Annotated in this window: 15 protein-coding genes, 1 tRNA gene and 1 other RNA gene; 7 read left to right on the top strand and 10 right to left on the bottom strand. The window is 73.9% G+C overall.

The window, feature by feature from the left end; all coding sequences use genetic code 11:
* Positions 1 to 74: 74 nt before the first annotated feature.
* The 3 genes from ACQPYX_RS01660 to ACQPYX_RS01650 all read right to left on the bottom strand — a co-directional run bounded on the left by ACQPYX_RS01660 (position 75) and on the right by ACQPYX_RS01650 (position 2,840).
* On the bottom strand, positions 75 to 1,127 hold the full coding sequence (locus ACQPYX_RS01660) for an aspartate-semialdehyde dehydrogenase (RefSeq protein WP_433801171.1): 1,053 nt from the start codon (positions 1,125 to 1,127) through the stop codon (positions 75 to 77).
* A gap of 9 nt (positions 1,128 to 1,136) precedes the next feature.
* Positions 1,137 to 2,402, bottom strand: a complete 1,266-nt coding sequence (locus tag ACQPYX_RS01655) for an aspartate kinase (protein WP_285591016.1) — start codon at positions 2,400 to 2,402, stop codon at positions 1,137 to 1,139.
* Positions 2,403 to 2,486: 84 nt separating this feature from the next.
* The gene (locus ACQPYX_RS01650) at positions 2,487 to 2,840 is read right to left on the bottom strand and encodes a hypothetical protein (RefSeq protein ID WP_230757054.1); all 354 of its coding nucleotides are present in this window, start codon (positions 2,838 to 2,840) and stop codon (positions 2,487 to 2,489) included.
* A 295-nt stretch (positions 2,841 to 3,135) separates the two neighbouring features.
* Between ACQPYX_RS01650 and leuA the strand changes: the two genes are divergently transcribed.
* The gene (leuA, locus tag ACQPYX_RS01645; protein WP_433803652.1) at positions 3,136 to 4,929 is read left to right on the top strand and encodes a 2-isopropylmalate synthase; all 1,794 of its coding nucleotides are present in this window, start codon (positions 3,136 to 3,138) and stop codon (positions 4,927 to 4,929) included.
* Between the two features lie 42 nt (positions 4,930 to 4,971).
* Here the strand turns inward: leuA and recR are convergent, their stop codons facing one another.
* Positions 4,972 to 5,601, bottom strand: a complete 630-nt coding sequence (recR, locus tag ACQPYX_RS01640) for a recombination mediator RecR (RefSeq protein WP_433801170.1) — start codon at positions 5,599 to 5,601, stop codon at positions 4,972 to 4,974.
* 5 nt (positions 5,602 to 5,606) lie between these two features.
* On the bottom strand, positions 5,607 to 5,930 hold the full coding sequence (locus ACQPYX_RS01635) for a YbaB/EbfC family nucleoid-associated protein (protein WP_218891505.1): 324 nt from the start codon (positions 5,928 to 5,930) through the stop codon (positions 5,607 to 5,609).
* A gap of 87 nt (positions 5,931 to 6,017) precedes the next feature.
* On the opposite strand from ACQPYX_RS01635, the gene ACQPYX_RS01630 reads away from it, so the two are divergent.
* Positions 6,018 to 7,823 carry a S9 family peptidase gene (locus ACQPYX_RS01630; protein WP_433801169.1) on the top strand — a complete coding sequence of 602 codons (1,806 nt, stop codon included), beginning with the start codon at positions 6,018 to 6,020 and terminating at the stop codon, positions 7,821 to 7,823.
* 180 nt (positions 7,824 to 8,003) lie between these two features.
* Here ACQPYX_RS01630 and ACQPYX_RS01625 read toward each other — a convergent pair whose 3' ends face one another.
* Together ACQPYX_RS01625 and ffs are read right to left on the bottom strand one after the other, a co-directional pair.
* The gene (locus ACQPYX_RS01625) at positions 8,004 to 10,250 is read right to left on the bottom strand and encodes a DNA polymerase III subunit gamma and tau (protein WP_433801168.1); all 2,247 of its coding nucleotides are present in this window, start codon (positions 10,248 to 10,250) and stop codon (positions 8,004 to 8,006) included.
* A gap of 45 nt (positions 10,251 to 10,295) precedes the next feature.
* Positions 10,296 to 10,390, bottom strand: an RNA gene (gene ffs / locus ACQPYX_RS01620) — signal recognition particle sRNA small type.
* An 86-nt stretch (positions 10,391 to 10,476) separates the two neighbouring features.
* Here ffs and ACQPYX_RS01615 point away from each other — a divergent pair.
* A tRNA-Ser gene (locus ACQPYX_RS01615) sits at positions 10,477 to 10,564 on the top strand.
* Positions 10,565 to 10,628: 64 nt separating this feature from the next.
* Here ACQPYX_RS01615 and ACQPYX_RS01610 read toward each other — a convergent pair.
* Positions 10,629 to 11,207 (bottom strand): TetR/AcrR family transcriptional regulator, encoded by a 579-nt coding sequence (locus ACQPYX_RS01610; RefSeq protein ID WP_433801167.1) that lies wholly within the window; start codon positions 11,205 to 11,207, stop codon positions 10,629 to 10,631.
* A gap of 73 nt (positions 11,208 to 11,280) precedes the next feature.
* Here ACQPYX_RS01610 and ACQPYX_RS01605 point away from each other — a divergent pair, with 73 nt between their 5' ends.
* Genes ACQPYX_RS01605 through ACQPYX_RS01595 form a run of 3 tightly spaced genes read left to right on the top strand, consistent with a single transcriptional unit; the run spans position 11,281 to position 14,251 of the window.
* Positions 11,281 to 12,426, top strand: coding sequence for an acyl-CoA dehydrogenase family protein (locus tag ACQPYX_RS01605; protein ID WP_433801166.1), 1,146 nt, complete (start codon positions 11,281 to 11,283; stop codon positions 12,424 to 12,426).
* Positions 12,427 to 12,453: 27 nt separating this feature from the next.
* Positions 12,454 to 13,227, top strand: coding sequence for an LmeA family phospholipid-binding protein (locus ACQPYX_RS01600; RefSeq protein WP_433801165.1), 774 nt, complete (start codon positions 12,454 to 12,456; stop codon positions 13,225 to 13,227).
* Between the two features lie 25 nt (positions 13,228 to 13,252).
* Positions 13,253 to 14,251: a Gfo/Idh/MocA family protein gene (locus ACQPYX_RS01595; protein ID WP_433801164.1), complete on the top strand. Its 999-nt coding sequence runs from the start codon at positions 13,253 to 13,255 to the stop codon at positions 14,249 to 14,251.
* Here ACQPYX_RS01595 and ACQPYX_RS01590 read toward each other — a convergent pair.
* Positions 14,226 to 15,023, bottom strand: coding sequence for a hypothetical protein (locus ACQPYX_RS01590; protein ID WP_433801163.1), 798 nt, complete (start codon positions 15,021 to 15,023; stop codon positions 14,226 to 14,228). The two genes, ACQPYX_RS01595 and ACQPYX_RS01590, sit on opposite strands and share 26 nt — an antisense overlap.
* Positions 15,024 to 15,290: 267 nt before the next feature.
* Between ACQPYX_RS01590 and ACQPYX_RS01585 the strand changes: the two genes are divergently transcribed.
* Complete coding sequence (locus ACQPYX_RS01585; protein WP_433801162.1) at positions 15,291 to 15,563, top strand: hypothetical protein; 273 nt, start codon at positions 15,291 to 15,293, stop codon at positions 15,561 to 15,563.
* 50 nt (positions 15,564 to 15,613) lie between these two features.
* On the opposite strand, the gene ACQPYX_RS01580 is transcribed toward ACQPYX_RS01585, so the two are convergent.
* The gene (locus tag ACQPYX_RS01580) at positions 15,614 to 17,398 is read right to left on the bottom strand and encodes a histidine kinase (RefSeq protein WP_433801161.1); all 1,785 of its coding nucleotides are present in this window, start codon (positions 17,396 to 17,398) and stop codon (positions 15,614 to 15,616) included.
* Positions 17,399 to 17,540 lie beyond the last annotated feature (142 nt).

The following is a 17,540-nucleotide window of genomic DNA, read 5'->3' as shown; positions in this document are numbered from 1 at the left end:
GTCACCTCGGGTCGATGGCAGTGGTGGGAAGAACCCGAGCTACCCACTGCCACCGACGGGTGACACCTCGCGGATCAGGAACGCACGAGTTCCTCGGCGATCTCGTAGGTGTTGAGCGCCGCGCCCTTGCGCAGGTTGTCCCCGCACACGAAGAAGTCGAGCGTGTTCGGGAAGTCGAGCGCCTGCCGGATGCGGCCCACGTAGGTGGGGTCCTCGCCGACGACGTCGGCCGGGGTCGGGAAGCGACCCTCCCGCGGCTCGTCGACCACGACGATCGAGGGCTGCGCCGCGAACACCTGGCGGGCGGTCTCGACCTCCACCGGCGAGGCGAACGTCGCGTGCACGGCCAGGGCGTGGGTGGTGACGACGGGGACACGCACGCAGGTGGCCGACACCTTGAGGTCGTCGATCCCGAGGATCTTGCGCGACTCGTTGCGCACCTTGAGCTCCTCGGAGCTCCACCCGCCGTCGCGCCAGGACCCCGCCCACGGGACGACGTTGAGCGCGAGCGGCGCGGGGAACGGCGACTCCGCGGGCAGCCCCGCGGCCGAGAGCGCCTCGCGCACGTCGCCCGCCCGGTGGCCGACGTCCTTGCCCGCCACGGCGGACACCTCGGCCTGCAGCCGGTCGATGCCCTCCTGGCCTGCGCCGGACGCGGCCTGGTAGCTCGCGACGACGAGCTCGGTGAGGGTGAAGGCGCGGTGCAGGGCCCCGATCGCCGCCATCATCGACAGCGTCGTGCAGTTCGGGTTCGAGACGATGCCCTTGGGGCGGGTGTGCGCGGCCTCGGCGTTGACCTCGGGGACGACCAGCGGGACGTCGGGATCCATGCGGAAGGCCCCGGAGTTGTCGACCGCGATCGCGCCGCGGGCGGCGGCCACGGGCGCCCAGGTGGCGCTGACCTCGTCGGGCACGTCGAACATCGCGATGTCGACGCCGTCGAAGGCCTCCTCGGACAGCGCGATCACCTCGATCTCCTGCCCGCGGACGGTGAGGCGCTTCCCGGCCGAGCGGGGCGAGGCGATGAGCCGGATCTCCGACCACGGCACGGTCTCGCGGGCGTCGATGATGTCGATCATGACGGAGCCGACCGCGCCGGTGGCGCCGACGATGGCGAGGGTGGTCATGCGGATCTCCTAGCGACCGGTACCGGCGTGGACGACGGCCTCCGTGTCGCCGCCGAGGTCGAAGGCCTCGTGCAGGGCGCGCACGGCGTCGTCGAGCTGGGTGTCGCGGATGAGCGCGGAGATGCGGATCTCCGAGGTGTTCATCATCTCGATGTTCACGCCGGCCTCGGCGAGCGACTCGCAGAAGGTGGCGGTGACGCCGGGGTGGCTGCGCATCCCCGCGCCGACGAGGGTCACCTTGCCGACGTGCTCGTCGTAGATGACCTCCTCGTGGCCGACCTCGGCCTGCACCGCGGAGAGCGCCTCGACCGCACGGGGGCCGTCCTTGACCGGCAGCGTGAACGTCACGTCGGTCTTGCCCGTCTTCAGGTGCGAGATGTTCTGCAGCACCATGTCGATGTTGATGTCGACGTCGGCGACGGCCCGGAAGATGCGGGCGGCGAAGCCGGGCTGGTCGGGCACGCCGACGACGGTCACCTTGGCCTCGGACCGGTCGTGCGCGACCCCGGTGAGGACGGCCTGTTCCACGCTGAGCTCCTCGATGGACCCGACGATCGTCGTGCCGGGTTGGTCGGTGTACGAGGACCGCACCCGCAGCGGGACGCCCTCGCGGCGCGCGTACTCCACCGCGCGCAGGTGCAGCACCTTGGCCCCGCAGGCGGCCATCTCGAGCATCTCCTCGTAGGTGATGGTCTCGAGCAGCTTCGCGTTCGGGACGATGCGCGGGTCGGCGGAGTAGACGCCGTCCACGTCGGTGTAGATCTCGCAGACGTCGGCCTGCATGGCCGCGGCCATGGCGACGGCGGTGGTGTCCGAGCCGCCCCGGCCGAGCGTGGTGATCTCCTTGGAGTCCGCGCTCACGCCCTGGAAGCCCGCGACCAGCGCGACGCCGTCCTCGGCCAGCGCGGAGAAGATGCGCCCCGGCGTCACCTCGACGATCCGGGCGTCGCCGTGCTTGCCGGTGGTGATCATCCCGGCCTGCGAGCCGGTGAAGCTCCGCGCGCGCCCGCCCAGGGCGTTGATCGCCATGGCGAGCAGCGCGTTGGAGATGCGCTCGCCGGACGTCAGGAGCATGTCCAGCTCGCGGGGCGGCGGGGCCGGGTGGACGGCGAGCGCCAGATCGGTCAGCTCGTCGGTGGTGTCGCCCATCGCGGAGGCGACCACCACGACGTCGTTGCCGTCCTTGCGGGTGCGCATGATCCGTTCCGCCACGCGCTTGATGCGCTCCGCGGACTGGACGGACGACCCGCCGTACTTCTGGACGACGAGCGCCACGGCGACCGACCTCCGGGTTCGTGGGGTGGACGAATGTCGCCGTCCACCCTATCCGAGGTCAGAGCGCCCGCAGCGGGCCTGTGATCAGGGCGCCAGCGCGTTGAGGATGCGCGCGACCACCGCTCCGATGACCAGCCAGACGACGGCGGCGAGGCCGTAGTTCAGGATCACCTTCAGCGACTCGCTCGCGGGCAGGAACAGGTCCCCGATGCCGAGGGTGAGGCTGTTCGCGGCGTCCGCGAAGAACGTCGTGATCCCGTTCTGCGGGTTCGCCGAGGCCACCGTCAGCACGATGTGGATGACGAGGATCGCGGCGAAGATCGTGCACAAGATCTTGATGACCGACGCGGCGAGGGTGAGCGACTTGCTCGCGAGCGCACGCAGGTCGGCCGAGGTGTTCGCCTTGCGCTGGGAGCCGGTGTCGGCGTCCTGGGTCATGGTGCAGATGATGGCACGCATCACTACCCGCTGGTAAGTCGAACCGGTACCGCGCATCCGGTTGTTCGCCGAGCGGTGGTTCGCGTCACGGGGTGCGCCCGCTTGCCCGCACCGGGGTGGTTGGGTCTACCGTGGCAGGCGATGTTCAGCGTGCTGCTCCTTCCCAGCCGCGGCGGGGTCTGACCGAGACCGGCCCCCTGCCGCGGGTGATGCGCGCTCGCCGGTCGGCCCGGAACCCACACCTCCGGGATTCCTGCACCGCCGCACGGAGACCCTGATGAGCATCACCCCTGACATGCCGGCCGCCGGCATCCGCGAGACCGTCGTCCACCCCGACGGCGACATCCCGGCCGACCAGCCGTTCTGGAACACCCAGCGGCCCAGTCACATGCCGGTCCACCGCTACAAGCCCTTCGCCGACCTGGTCGAGCGCGTGTCGCTGCCGGACCGCACCTGGCCGGACACGGTCATCACCAAGGCGCCGCTCTGGGGCGCGGTGGACCTGCGCGACGGCAACCAGGCCCTGATCGACCCGATGTCCCCGGCCCGCAAGCGCCGCATGTTCGACCTGCTCGTACGCATGGGCTACAAGGAGATCGAGGTCGGCTTCCCGGCCGCCTCGCAGACCGACTTCGACTTCGTCCGCGAGATCATCACCCAGGACGCGGTCCCCTCCGACGTCCGCATCCAGGTGCTGACGCAGGCCCGTCCGGAGCTGATCACGCGCACCTTCGAGTCGCTGGAGGGCGCGCACTCGGCGGTCGTGCACCTGTACAACTCGACGTCGATCCTGCAGCGCCGGGTCGTGTTCCGCTCCGACCGCGACGGCATCACGAAGATCGCCACCGACGGCGCGAAGCTGGTCCGCGCCGAGGCCGAGAAGCGCCCGGGCACCGACTGGCGCTTCCAGTACTCCCCCGAGTCCTACACCGGCACCGAGCTCTCCTACGCCAAGGAGATCGTCGACGCGGTCGGCGACGTCTGGGAGCCCACCCCCGAGCGGCCGATGATCGTCAACCTGCCGGCCACGGTGGAGATGGCGACTCCGAACGTCTACGCCGACTCGATCGAGTGGATGCACCGCAACCTCGCGCGCCGCGACTCGATCATCCTGTCGCTGCACCCGCACAACGACCGCGGCACCGGGGTCGCCGCCGCCGAGCTCGGCGTCCAGGCGGGCGCCGACCGCGTCGAGGGCTGCCTGTTCGGCAACGGCGAGCGCACCGGCAACGTCTGCCTGGTGACCCTCGGGATGAACCTGTTCAGCCAGGGCGTCGACCCGCAGATCGACTTCTCCGACATCGACGAGGTCCGCCGCACCGTCGAGTTCTGCAACCAGCTGCCCGTCGGCGAGCGCCACCCCTGGGGCGGCGACCTGGTGTTCACCGCCTTCTCCGGCTCGCACCAGGACGCCATCAACAAGGGCCTCGAGGCGATGCGGGTCGAGGCGACGGCGGCCGGGCACGACGTGGCCGACCACCCGTGGGAGGTCCCCTACCTGCCCATCGACCCGAAGGACGTCGGCCGCACCTACGAGGCCGTCATCCGGGTCAACTCGCAGTCGGGCAAGGGCGGCGTCGCCTACCTGATGAAGACCGAGCACCAGATGGAGCTGCCGCGGCGGCTGCAGATCGAGTTCTCGCGGCGCGTCCAGGAGGTCACCGACACCGAGGGCGGCGAGGTCTCGGCCAAGGAGATGTACGACATCTTCGCCGAGGAGTACCTGATGCGGCGCAGCCCGCTGGAGCTCGTCAGCTCCCGGGTCGCGACGCACGACGACGGCAAGGCCGAGCTGACCGCGACGCTCAAGGTCGAGGGCGAGGTGCACGAGGTCACCGGCGTCGGCAACGGCCCGATCGCCGCCTTCGTCGACGCGCTCGCCTCGGTCGGCTACGACGTGCGCGTCCTCGACTACGCCGAGCACGCCATGGCCGCCGGCGACGACGCGCGGGCCGCGGCCTACGTGGAGGCCGCGGTCGGCGACGGCGCCGGGGCCGACGTCGAGGTGTGGGGCATCGGCATCGACGGCTCGATCCTCACCGCGTCGCTCAAGGCCGTGGTGTCGGCGGTGAACCGGGCCCTGAGGTGAACACCCGTGAGTACTAATCCGTGCCAGAGCACGGATTAGTACTCACAGGGCCGTAGGCCTCCTGCCCGCGAGCGCCCGGCCCAGCGTCAGCTCGTCGGCGAACTCCAGGTCCCCACCCATCGGCAGGCCGCTGGCCAGCTTCGTCACCGTGAGGCCCGGGAAGTCGCGGAGCAGGCGGACGAGGTAGGTCGCGGTGGCCTCGCCCTCGGTGTTCGGGTCCATCGCGAGGATGACCTCGCTGATCTCCGGCTCCTGCTCGCCGCTGTCGGTGGGCTGGCCACCGATGCGTCGCAGCAGCTCGCGGACGCGGAGCTGGTCGGGCCCGATGCCGCCCATCGGGTCGAGCGCGCCGCCCAGCACGTGGTAGCGCCCGCGGAACTCGCGGGTGCGCTCCACGGCCATGACGTCCTTGGGCTCCTCGACGACGCACACCAGCGTCGCGTCCCGTCGGGCGTCCGCGCAGATGCGGCAGCGCTGCTTCTCGCTGACGTTGCCGCACACCTCGCAGAACACGACGCCGGCCTTGACCTTGCCCAGCGCGTCCTGCAGGCGCGTGATGTCGGCCTCCTCGGCACCGAGGAGGTGGAACGCCAGGCGCTGGGCGCTCTTCGGCCCGATCCCGGGGAGCCGGCCGAGCTCGTCGATCAGGTCCTGGACCGGGCCTTCGAACACGCTGCCTACATCCCCAACTGCGGGCCGCCGCCCATGTCCAGCCCACCCGCGAGCGGGCCCATCTTCTCGGCCTGCAGCTGCTGCGCCGCGTCGGCCGCGTCGGCGAGGGCGCCGAGCACGAGGTCCTGCAGGGTGTCGACGTCGGTGGGGTCGACGACCTTCGGGTCGATCGTGATCCCGCGGATCTCACCCGCGGCGGTCTGGGTGACCGTGACGAGACCGTTCCCGGCCTGGCCGGTCACCTCGGTCTCCGCCAGTTCGGCCTGGGCGTTCATCAGCTGCTCCTGCATGGCCTGGGCCTGCTGGAGGAGGGCACCCATGTCGGGCATGTCCGGCTGTCCTGGCTGCACACCCCCAGGGTAGGGGCTCCGCCGTTCCCGACGACGCCTGCGGGTCGCGGCTGGCAGGGTGGGCCCGTGAGCGACACCGCCGAACTCGTGACCCGCCTCCTGTCCGCCCGCACGTGGCGGGCCTTCGACGTGGCGGCCGACGGCCGGGTCCTCGCCGGGGACGACACCTCCGGCACCGTGCAGCTCGTCGAGCTCGACCCCGACGGCACCCGCCGGCCGCTCACGGCGCTGCCGGGAGCGTGCTCCGGGCGCTACCTCAAGGGGGTCGAGCCCCGGACGATCGTCGTCTCGCACGACACCGACGGCGACGAGCGCGCCCAGCTCTCCCTGCTGCGCCCCGCGGACGTCGACGCCCCGCTCGGGACCGACGACCTCGAGCCGCTCGTCCGCGACCCCGCGTTCATCCACTCGCTCGCCGAGGTCCTCGACGACGGCCGGGTCGTCTACGCGACGAACCGGCGCAACGGCGTCGACTTCGACCTCGTGCTGCGGCAGGTCGCCACCGGCGAGGAGACGGTGCTCTACGACGGCGGCGGCATGGTCGGCGGTGCCGCGGTCGCGCCGGACGGGTCGGCAGCGCTGATGACCCGGCCGGGCACACCCGCGCTGAGCTCACAGGTGCTGCTGCTCTCGGGCAGCGGGACCACCGAGGTCACCTCCGCCGACGAGCCGGCGATCTTCGGCGGGCTGCAGTGGCTGCCCGACTCCTCGGCCGCGCTCGTCACGACGAACACCGGACGGGACCGGACCGGCATCGCCCGCCTGGAGCCCTCGTCGGGAACGGTCTCCTACCTCGTCACCGACGACGCGCACGACGTCTCGGGGCGGCTCTCCCCCGACGGGCGACTGCTGCTGGTCGTCACCGACGACGACGGGTCCTCGCGGTTCGCGATCCACGACGCCGGGACCGGCGCCCACCTGCGCGACGTGGTGACGCCCGGCGTCGGGGTGGGGGACTTCCTCACGCTGCCGCGCTGGTCGGCCGACTCGCAGGGCCTCGCGCTGACGTGGACCTCGCCGACCGTGGCGGCGGACGTCGTGCTGGTGGACGCCGCGACCGGGCGGACGGGCACGGTCGCGTCGTGGTCCGAGGACCTCGACGGGCTCGACCTGGTCACCCCGACCAGCGTCGGCATCCCCACGCCCGACGGCGAGACCGTCCCCTGCTTCGTCTACTCCCCCGCGGCGCCGACCGGGTCGAGCGTGCTGATCATCCACGGCGGGCCCGAGGGGCAGTCGGTCCGCTCGTTCTCGCCGATCACGCAGGCGCTGGTCGCGCAGGGGCACACCGTGCTGGTGCCGAACGTGCGCGGATCGGTGGGCTACGGGAAGCGCTGGTACTCCCTCGACGACGTCGAGCGCCGCCTCGACTCGGTCGCCGACCTCGCCGCGATCCACGACTTCCTGCCGCAGCTCGACCTGGACCCCACGCGGTCGGCGCTCTGGGGCGGGTCGTACGGCGGCTACATGGTGCTCGCGGGCGTCGCGTTCCAGCCCGAGCGGTGGGCCGCGGGCGTGGACATCGTCGGCATCTCGTCGCTGGTGACGTTCCTGGAGAACACCTCGCCGTACCGCCGCGCGCACCGGGAGCGGGAGTACGGCTCGCTCGAGCGCGACCGGGAGTTCCTGGAGTCGGCGTCGCCGCTCAACCGGATCACCGACGTCCGCGCCCCGCTCTTCGTCATCCACGGCGCCAACGACCCGCGGGTGCCGCTGTCCGAGGCCGAGCAGGTCGCGGCCGCGGTGCGCGGCAACGGGGTCGAGGTGGAGCTGGTGGTCTACGACGACGAGGGCCACGGGCTGGCCAAGCGCGCCAACCGGTTGGACGCCTACCCGCGCGCGATCGACTTCCTGGGGCGCGTCCTCGGCTGAGGCGGACCCACACCCGCCGGCGCCCCCGCGAGGGTCACAGCAGGCAGGTTCGCGAGCCCTCCGTCCTGCCCTGTGTGCACCTCACGGCGGCGTCGGTCGACCGGGCCGCGCCGAGGGTCACAGCAGGCAGGACATCGAGCTCCGGAACCTGCCCCACGTACATCTCGGGAACGGCCCGGCTCAGCGGCCGTCGACGCGGCGGGCGCCGAGGTGCTGGGTGAGCAGTTCCATCGCCGCGTCGTCGGGGTTGCGCGCCGCGACCCGCTCGCCGCCACCGGGGTCGGCGTGCGCCTCGGCGTACATGTCCTCCTCGGTCACCTCGTCGTCCTCCGGCGGTTCCGGGGGCGGCGGGATGTCCGGCGGGGCGCTCGCCGGGCGCGGGCGCTCGGCGGCGGGCGCGGGCGCTCCACCCGCGGCGGCACGGGCGGCACTCGGACGCTGGAACTGCGGCCGGCCGCCCGCCGCGCCGTTCTCCGCCCGCTGCGGCTCGGGGCGGGACGGGCGCTGCTGCTCGGGCGCGGGCTCCGGCCGGGACGGGCGCTGCGGCGTCTGGGGGGCGGCCGCGCGCGCGGGCGCGCCCCCGCGACCGCCGTCCTGGGGCGGGGCGCCCGCCTGCTGGCCCGCCGCGTCGGTGGCCCGCACCGCCCACTCCCCGGAGAGCACCCGGGAGAGCGCCGCGGTGACGTGGCCGGCCCGGTTGGGCTGGGAGAGCTGGCGGGCGAGCGGCGCGGTCGGCATCGCGAGCACGACCGTGGTGCCCTCGACGGCGGCGACCGTGGCGTTCTGCAGCAGTGCGTGGGTGGGCTTGTTGCCCTCCCGCACGGCGGCCATGACCTCCGACCACACCCGCCGCAGGTCGGCCGCGGTCATCGCGCCGGGGGCGGCCGACGCGGTCTGCGCTGCCGGCGCGGCGGGCTCCGGCTCCGGACCCGACGGCTCCGGGCGGGCCGGGGCCTCGCGCGCCGGCTCCGGACGAGGAGCCTGCGCAGCCGGCTCGCGCGGGGGCGCGGGGGCCTCGGTCCGATCGGGACGGGGGGCCTCGGTCCGCTCGGGACGGGGGGCCTCGACCGTGGCCGTCGGTCGGCCGGTGGGCGGCGCGACGGTGGCGTCCTGTTCGTCCGCGCGAGGCGGCGACGTGGGTGCGGGGCCGGCCGGCGCGGTGGGCTCGGGGGGACGCTGCGAGGGGCGCTGGAAGCGGGGCTCGCCCGCCGGCTCCGGTCCGTCGTCGGGAACGACCAACGGACCACCCGCGCTCGCCGTCGCCCCGGCCTGCAGCCGTCGCTCGACGCCCTCGAGTCGCTGCACCAGCGCCGCGTCCGACGCCGACGCCGCGGGCAGCAGCATCCGCGCGCAGACGAGCTCGAGGAGCAGCCGCGGCGCCGTCGCCCCGCGCATCTCGGTGAGCGCCGTGTGCACCAGCTCCGCGTGCCGGGCGAGCGCGGCGGGCCCGAGGCGCTGCGCCTGGTCGACCATGCGGGCCATCTCGTCGGCCGGGACGTCGACCAGGCCCTTGTCCGCGGCGTCGGGCACCGCGTGGACGAGGATCAGGTCGCGCAGGCGCTGCAGCAGGTCGGCGGCGAACCGGCGGGGGTCGTGCCCCGCCTCGACGAGCCGGTCGACCGCGCCGAAGACCGCGGCGCCGTCCTGCGCGCCGAGGGCGTCGACGACGTCGTCGAGGATCGCGACGTCGGTGACCCCGAGCAGCCCGACCGCCCGCGCGTAGGTGACGCCCTGCTCGTCGGCACCGGCGAGCAGCTGGTCGAGCACCGAGAGCGAGTCACGGGCCGAGCCCCCGCCCGCGCGGATGACCAGCGGGTACACGGCCGGCTCGACCCGGACGCCCTCCTCGTCGCAGATGCGCTCGAGCAGGGCCCGCAGCGTGCTCGGCGGCAGGAGCCGGAAGGGGTAGTGGTGCGTCCGCGACCGGATCGTGGGCAGGACCTTGTCCGGCTCCGTCGTCGCGAACACGAAGATCAGGTGTTCCGGCGGCTCCTCGACCACCTTGAGCAGCGCGTTGAACGCCGCCGTGGTGACCATGTGCGCCTCGTCGATGATGAAGACGCGGTACCGCGAGTTCACCGGGGCGTACGCGGCCTTGTCCCGCAGGTCGCGCGCCTCGTCGACGGTGCCGTGGCTGGCCGCGTCCATCTCGGTGACGTCGAGCGAGCCGGGCCCGTTCGGCGCGAGCGCGACACAGGACTCGCAGACGCCGCACGGATCGGGCGTGGGGCCCTGCTCGCAGTTGAGCGAGCGGGCCATGATCCGCGCCGACGACGTCTTCCCGCAGCCGCGCGGACCCGAGAACAGATAGGCGTGGTTGATCCGGCCGGCGGTGAGCGCGGTGCGCAGCGGCTCGGTGACGTGCTCCTGCCCGACGACCTCGGCGAAGGTGCCGGGTCGGTATCTGCGGTAGAGCGCGAGTGCCACGATCGCGAGGCTACGCGGGGGGTCCGACACCCCGGCCCCGGGGAAAGAAGGGGACCCCGCGCACCCGCCAGAGCCCGCTTACCCTTGCTGCCTTCCGGCCCTGGGGGAGTTCACAGGATGGACGCCGCGCGGGGTCCGGGGACGACTGTACCGGTCCGCGGACCTGCGGCCGACGGGGTGGGGTCGGGCGCCCGCGGCTCCGAGGAGCCCCTGTACTCTCGTCGACGGAGGATTGGCCGAGCGGCCTAAGGCGCACGATTGGAAATCGTGTTGGGCTAACCCCCTCACGGGTTCGAATCCCGTATCCTCCGCCAGCTCCACGAGACGCCGGGTCCCGCCGCGGGACCCGGCGTTCGTCGTTCCCGGGCGGCCTCGTCGTCAGGAACGCAGCCCCCGCACGAGCAACGTGGCGAGCTGCTCGTAGGCCTCGGCGTCGTCGAGCCCGGTCGTCGCGGCGATCCGCCGCTGCTGGATGGCCTCCATGGTCGACGCGACGACCTCGGCGGCGAAGGCCACGTGCACGTCGCGGAAGGCACCGGACTCCACGCCCTCGGTGATGATCTCGCGGACGCGGCGCGCGGCGACCCGGGTGTTGCGCTGGTAGATGTCCGCGGCCGGCGCGAAGGACGCCACGTCCTCGAAGAACGCGGCCGAGGCCGGCGCGAGCTCGGCGGAGACGGCGCGGAGGTAGGCGGCGAGCCGGTCGGCGGGTTCGGAGCGGGTGGCGACCGCCGCCTCGACCCGCTCGGTGGCCGCCCGGAAGAACCGGACCACGGCCGCCGTCACCAGCTGCTCCTTCGACCCCGCGAGCCCGTAGAGCGTGCGCTTGGAGCACCGCAGCCGGGCGGCGACGTCGTCGAGGGTGAAGCCCGCGAACCCCTCGGCGAGGACCAGCTCGACGAGGGCGTCGGCGAGTTCGTCGCGCCGTGCCGCGCCGCGGCGCACCGGTGAGGCCATCTGGAAATCCTAGCGCGCCGGCGCTACTCTCATCGGTACTGACGTTCCGCTATCAGTACCGATAGGACGTGACATGGCTGTCGACCGTCTCCTGCCCACCGACGAGGCCCGGGCGCTGATCGAGCTCACCCGCGAGGTCGCCGACAAGGAGCTGGCGACCCGCGTGGACGACCACGAGCGCGGCGACGGGATGTATCCCGAGGGCCTGTTCCACACCCTCGGCGAGACCGGCCTGCTCGGACTGCCCTACCCGGAGGAGTACGGCGGCGGCGCGCAGCCCTACGAGGTCTACCTGCAGGTCCTCGAGGAGCTCGCCGCACGGTGGGCCACGGTCGCGGTGACGACGAGCGTGCACGGCCTCGCGTGCTTCCCGGTGGCGACCTTCGGCACGGAGTCCCAGAAGCAGGAGTGGCTCCCGCGGATGCTCGCCGGCGAGCTGGTCGGCGGGTACAGCCTCTCCGAGCCGCACGCGGGTTCGGACGCCGCCGCGCTGCGCTGCCGGGCCGAGCAGGGCGAGGACGGGAACTACCGGATCACCGGTGAGAAGGCCTGGATCACCCACGGCGGCAAGGCCGACTTCTACGCGCTGTTCGCCCGCACGGGCGAGGGCAGCCGCGGCGTCACCTGCTTCCTCGCCCCCGGGCAGACCGAGGGCCTCACCTTCGGCCGGCCCGAGGAGAAGATGGGCCTGCACGCGGTCCCGACGACGAGCGCCACGTGGGACGGCGGGGTGATCGAGGCCGACCGCCGGATCGGCGACGAGGGCCAGGGGCTGCAGATCGCGTTCGCCGCGCTCGACTCCGGGCGCCTCGGGATCGCCGCGTGCGCCGTGGGGCTCGCGCAGGCCGCGCTCGACGCCGCCGTCGAGTACGCGAACGAGCGGCAGGCGTTCGGCAAGCGCATCGTCGACCACCAGGGCCTCGGCTTCGTGCTCGCCGACATGGCCGCCGCGGTCGACTCGGCCCGCGCCACCTACCTGGACGCGGCCCGCCGCAAGGACGCGGGCGTCCCGTACTCGCGCCAGGCCTCCGTCGCGAAGCTCGTCGCGACCGACGCGGCGATGAAGGTGACCACGGACGCCGTGCAGGTGTTCGGCGGCGCCGGCTACACCCGCGACTTCCCGGTCGAGCGGTACATGCGCGAGGCCAAGATCATGCAGATCTTCGAGGGCACCAACCAGATCCAGCGCCTGGTGATCTCGAGGCACTTCGCGCACTGAATCGCCCGTGGCGGACACTGACGGGTGATGCGCGGATTCCTCATCACCCTGGCCGTGCTCGCCGCGCTGCTGGTGGGCGTCGACGTCGGAGCCCGGTTCGTGGCCCAGGACCGGGTGGCCTCGCAGCTGCAGACGCAGCTGCGGCTGGACGCCGAGCCGAGCGTCGACATCCACGGCTTCCCGTTCCTCACGCAGGCCGCGGCCGGGGAGTACCCGTCGGTCACGCTGACCGCCGAGCACATCCCGTACCGCCAGCTGCGCGACATCACGCTGGTCGCCGACCTCGGGGACGTCTCGCTGCCGCCGCAGTCGCTGATCGACGGCACCGTCCGCTCCATCCCCGCGCGGACGGTGACCGCCAGCGCGCAGGTCGACCCCGCCGACCTCGCGCGGATCCTCAAGGTCTCCGACGTGACGGTGCAGCCGGTCACCGAGCAGACCCTCGCGGCGCGCGGGTCGAAGGTCGCGAGCATCGACCCCTCGCAGGCGGTGGAGCTGACCTCGACGACGACCGTGCTCGGCCAGCAGGTCCGCGCCTCGGTCATCGCGACCTTCCGGCTCGCCGGCGGGCAGATCGTGCTCTCGGCCCGGGACATCGCGGTGGACTCCGGTGACGCCCCGTCGTCGGTGTCGAGCGCCGTGTCGAGCGCGCTGCGCTCCCGGCTCGGGAACTACTCCGCCCGCCTCGACCCCGGCCAGTTGCCGTTCTCGATCACGGCCACCGACCTGCGCGCCGAGAACGGCAAGCTCGTCGTCTCCGGCACCGCCGAGGACGTCGACCTCCTCGGTGGCTCGCTGTAGCGGACCTCGTGACAGGCTGACGCCCGTGCAGACCATCCGCTGGGGCATCGCCGGACCGGGCCGGATCGCGGGAGGAGTCGCCCGCGACCTCGTGACCGTCGAGGGCACCGAGCTGGCCGCCGTCGGCTCCCGGTCCGCCGAGCGCGCCGAGGCGTTCGCGGCCGAGCACGGCGCGGCGCGGGCGCACGGCTCCTACCGCGCGCTGGTCGACGACCCGGACGTCGACGCGATCTACATCGCCACCCCGCACCCCCAGCACGCCGACCTCGCCGTCGCCTGTCTCGAGGCGGGCAAGGCGGTGCTGGTGGAGAAGACGTTCACCGCGACCCTCGCCGGCGCCTGGCGCGTGGTCGACACGGCCCGGCGCCACGGGGTCTTCGCGATGGAGGCGATGTGGACGCGCTTCCAACCCGCCGTCGTGCGGGCCCGGGAGATCTACGAGGCCGGGGAGATCGGCGAGGTGCGGTCGGTGCAGGCCGACCTCGGCACCGTGCGCGACGTCGACCCCGCCGACCGGCTGTTCAACGCCGAGCTCGGCGGCGGCGCCCTGCTCGACCTCGCCGTCTACCCCGTCTCCTTCGCGCAGATGGTGCTCGGCGGCAACCCCGCGCAGGTGCACGCGGTGGGCCGGATGGAGACGACGGGGGTGGACGCGGAGAACGCGCTGCTCCTCGCCTGGGAGGACGGGCGGTTCGCCACGGCCCAGACGTCGTTCCACTCCCCGTCGCCCGGGCAGGCCCGCATCTTCGGCTCCACGGGCTGGATCGACGTCCTCCCCCGCTTCCACCACCCGACGACGATCGTCGTGCACCGGTCCCCCGACGACCCCGGCGAGCGCCTCGAGCTCCCCGCGACCGGGGCCGGCTACTCGCACGAGATCGTCGAGGTGAACGCCTGCCTGCGGGCCGGGCGGACCGAGTCGGCCGTGATGCCGCTCGACGACACCCTCGCCGTGCAGGCGGTGCTCGCGGAGGCCGCGGACCAGCTGGGGCTGACGTTCAGCGAGGTGGCCGTCGCCCTCTAGGCGGCAGCCACAGCCGACCCTCGCGACGCGACGGGGCATCGGTGCGGGCGGGCAGCGCCGCCAGCTCGGCCGCGTGGTCGGCCATACCGAGCGCGGCGAACGCGGCGTCGAAGGCGTCCTCGGTCTCCGTCGCGGCGGCACGCAGGCCGGCCGGGATGCGGGGATCGGCGTCGACGAGGGCGCGCCGCGCGGCCGGCGAGGACTTGACCACCGGCCCGGTCATCGCCCGCGGGTAGATCTCGACGACGAGCACGCCCCGCGGACCGGGTGCGGCGTCGAGCGGCCACACCCCGATCCCCGCCCGACGCCAGGCGCCCAGCAACGCCATGCCCCGCACGGAGCCGGTGCCGACCGCGCCCGCGCCGCCGATCTGGAACGTCGACAGCGGGTTGAGCCCGCGGTCCCGGGCCTCGCGCTCGGTGTCGCGGTAGAGCTCGACGTCTCCCGGCTTCCGCGTGCCCGCGCGGCCCCAGAACGGCGGCTCGCACGCGCGCAGCCACGCCTCCCCCTCGTCGCGCGCGACGTCCCACAGCTCCGGCAGGGTCGTCGCGTCGTGGGCCTCGGCGAACCACCCGGCCAGGCCGAAGGAGAAGTCCATCCCGACGACGACGGGCTCGTCCCGGTCACGCAGGTCCAGCAGCAGTTCGCCCACTCCGGCGCGATCCAGCCCGCCCCGGACGTCCAGGAGCCGGCCCGGCTCCGCCTCGGCGATCCGGATGCGCTTCGCCGCCGCCCGCAGATCCCCGGACCAGTCGACGGCGAGGATGCGCACGGGGCGCCATCCTGCCGGGCCGCCGCCGGGTCCGGTGCCGGTGGCAGCGATTCCGACGCCTCACCCGTTCGCCGCAGCAGAACGACCGCTTGACCCTTCTACCGGACCGCTCGACCTCGCGCTCGACGAGCCACACCATCCGGGTCGATGTCGGCGCACCAATGGCCCCACCTGTCACAGAGGCGCAGAGTCCCCACTCGACCGCTCGTCGCGGGGCAGCTGCGCCGAACGGTCGACCGGACTACTCCAGGACTCAGGAGGACCACTGTGGCCAAGCACCGTGCCCCGCGTCGGCCCAGCCGGCGGGCCGCCACTCCCATCGCCGCCCTCGCGCTGTCGGCAGCCGCCCTCACCGCGGTGGCCCCGATGGCGTCGGCCCACACCCGGACCGACGGGCGCGACGGCCCCTCGGGCAACGGCAACGTCGGCGTGCTCAACGACCTCACGCTGCTGCCGGTGAACGCCTGCGGGCTGCAGGTCCCGATCCTCGGGAGCATCCTGTCCGGCCCGCAGGCCGACTGCGCCCAGACCGACGACTGACCGGCGACGGGGCGTCCCCCGGTGAGCCCGTCGGGGGACGGGGGACGCCCTCAGCCGACCAGCCGACCGGCCGGCGCCTCGGCCCGCGTGGCCGGGACCCGGAGGCGCACGGAGGTGCCGCTGCCGGCCCGGCTGTCGACGTGCAGGTCGCAGCGGCCGCCGTACGCGGCGCGCAGCCGCCGGGACACCTCCGCGATGCCGCCGTGGCGGGCGTCGACCTGGGAGGCGGCACGGGACGCCTCCGGCCCCATGCCGGCGCCGTCGTCGGAGATCGTCACCACGCAGTCGGCGCCGGCGCCGGCCGCGGTGATCCGGACCGTGCCGCCGCCGAGCACCGGCTCGATGCCGTGGCGCACGGCGTTCTCCACCAGCGGCGCGACCACGAACGGCGGGAGCACGACGTTCTCCACCTCGGGGCCGACCGTGATCTCCACCCCGAGCCGGGCGCCGAAGCGGGCCTGCTCCAACGTGAGGTAGCGCTTGGCGTTGCGCAGTTCCTCGGCCACGGTGGTGGTCGTGTCGGCGGTGCGGAACGAGTAGCGCGTGAAGTCGGCGAACTCGGTGAGCAGTTCGCGGGCGCGCGTCGGATCGACCCGGACGAACGCCGCGATCGCGGTCAGCGCGTTGTGCACGAAGTGCGCCGAGTAGCGGGAGCGCAGCGCCGCCTCGACCTCGGCGTCCGGCACCACCACGTCGGCGGCCGCCGGGACCAGGACGCCGGGCGCCTCGGTCTCGGGCGGTACGACGGCGTCCACGGCGCGCCTGTTCCCGGGGCGCAGCGTGGTCGGTCGGTCGATCGTCTCGAGATCGTCGAGCGCGAGATCCGTCGCGACGACCGGTGCGGCCAGCACCGGGGCGTGCACCGTGGCCGGGTGGGTGCCCGCCCGCAGCCCCTGCCAGACCGGTCGGCCGAGCAGCCCGGTGGGCGTCCAGCGGCGGTGCTCCACCCGCCCCACCAGCCGCGGCGCCACCCACTGCGCCGCGCCCTCGACGTCGGTCGGGAGGTCGCCGTGGAACGGGCTGACGAGGCGGTCCAGCCCCGCGGACGCGTCCAGGATCTCGCGGCGGGCCGCGGCGGTGACCCCGGTGGACACGCGCCCCACGTAGCGCAGCACCCCGTCGGACGGCACGCCCAGCAGCAGCGACCCGACCCCGTCGCGACGGCCCCGCGGCGGGAGCCAGCCGCCCACCACGACGTCCTGCGAGCGCGTGATCTCCGCGGTGATCCAGCTCCGGGACCGCCGGCCGCTCTGGTAGGTGGACTCCAGACGCTTGGCGACGACGCCCTCGAGGCCGTACTGCCGGGCCGCGGCCACGATCTCGTCCGCCCCGACGCCGGTGAACGACGGCGGCACCACGAGGTGGCCGCCCGCGAGGTCGATCCCGCCGAGCAGTTCCCGGCGCTGCCGGTAGGGCAGCCGGGCGGTGGAGCGGCCCTCGACCTCCAGCACGTCGAAGACGTAGTACGAGACCGGCGTGCCGCTGACGAGGGCCCGGGAGGGCCGTGCGACGCGCCGGCGGCGGCGCAGCAGCGACATGCTCGGGCGCCCGACCGGGTCCTCCGCCACCACCACGCCGTCGAGCACCAGACCCTCCGCGGCGGGGAGGGCGAGCTCGGGGAAGCCGGACGTGACGTCGTGCCCGTCGGAGTCGATCAGACGCAGCTGCCCGTCGCGGGCGCAGGCGAAGCAGCGCAGACCCGACCAGACGAACTCGAACGCCCACCCGGCGCCGCGCGGCAGGTCGCCGTCGGACGCGAGCATCGGCCGGGTGGCGCCGCGCGGCCCCGGCACGCGCGGCAGGACGTCGGCGGGAGCAGCCGCACCAGACGCCATGCGCACGCCTCCCCGTCCTCCGTGCCGCGCCGGACCGCTCCGACGCCGGGCCCGGCCACGCGCCGTCGCGTGTCCCCGACCGCCGTCCACGGTAGCCAGACCCCCCGACAGTGACGCCGAGTCGCGCGGCGCGCCACGGCGG

The organism is Actinomycetospora sp. CA-084318, from assembly GCF_050955885.1.
Lineage (GTDB): Bacteria > Actinomycetota > Actinomycetes > Mycobacteriales > Pseudonocardiaceae > Actinomycetospora.
This window is presented reverse-complemented; position numbering and strand designations above follow the sequence as displayed.

Bases quoted from the DNA above. Each gene is read 5' to 3' on its own strand.
- ACQPYX_RS01660 (WP_433801171.1), bottom strand. From the start codon at position 1,127: ATGACCACCCTCGCCATCGTCGGCGCCACCGGCGCGGTCGGCTCCGTC.
- ACQPYX_RS01650 (WP_230757054.1), bottom strand. From the start codon at position 2,840: ATGACCCAGGACGCCGACACCGGCTCCCAGCGCAAGGCGAACACCTCG.
- leuA (WP_433803652.1), top strand. From the start codon at position 3,136: ATGCCGGCCGCCGGCATCCGCGAGACCGTCGTCCACCCCGACGGCGAC.
- ACQPYX_RS01635 (WP_218891505.1), bottom strand. From the start codon at position 5,930: ATGCCCGACATGGGTGCCCTCCTCCAGCAGGCCCAGGCCATGCAGGAG.
- ACQPYX_RS01610 (WP_433801167.1), bottom strand. From the start codon at position 11,207: ATGGCCTCACCGGTGCGCCGCGGCGCGGCACGGCGCGACGAACTCGCC.
- ACQPYX_RS01605 (WP_433801166.1), top strand. From the start codon at position 11,281: ATGGCTGTCGACCGTCTCCTGCCCACCGACGAGGCCCGGGCGCTGATC.
- ACQPYX_RS01600 (WP_433801165.1), top strand. From the start codon at position 12,454: ATGCGCGGATTCCTCATCACCCTGGCCGTGCTCGCCGCGCTGCTGGTG.
- ACQPYX_RS01580 (WP_433801161.1), bottom strand. From the start codon at position 17,398: ATGGCGTCTGGTGCGGCTGCTCCCGCCGACGTCCTGCCGCGCGTGCCG.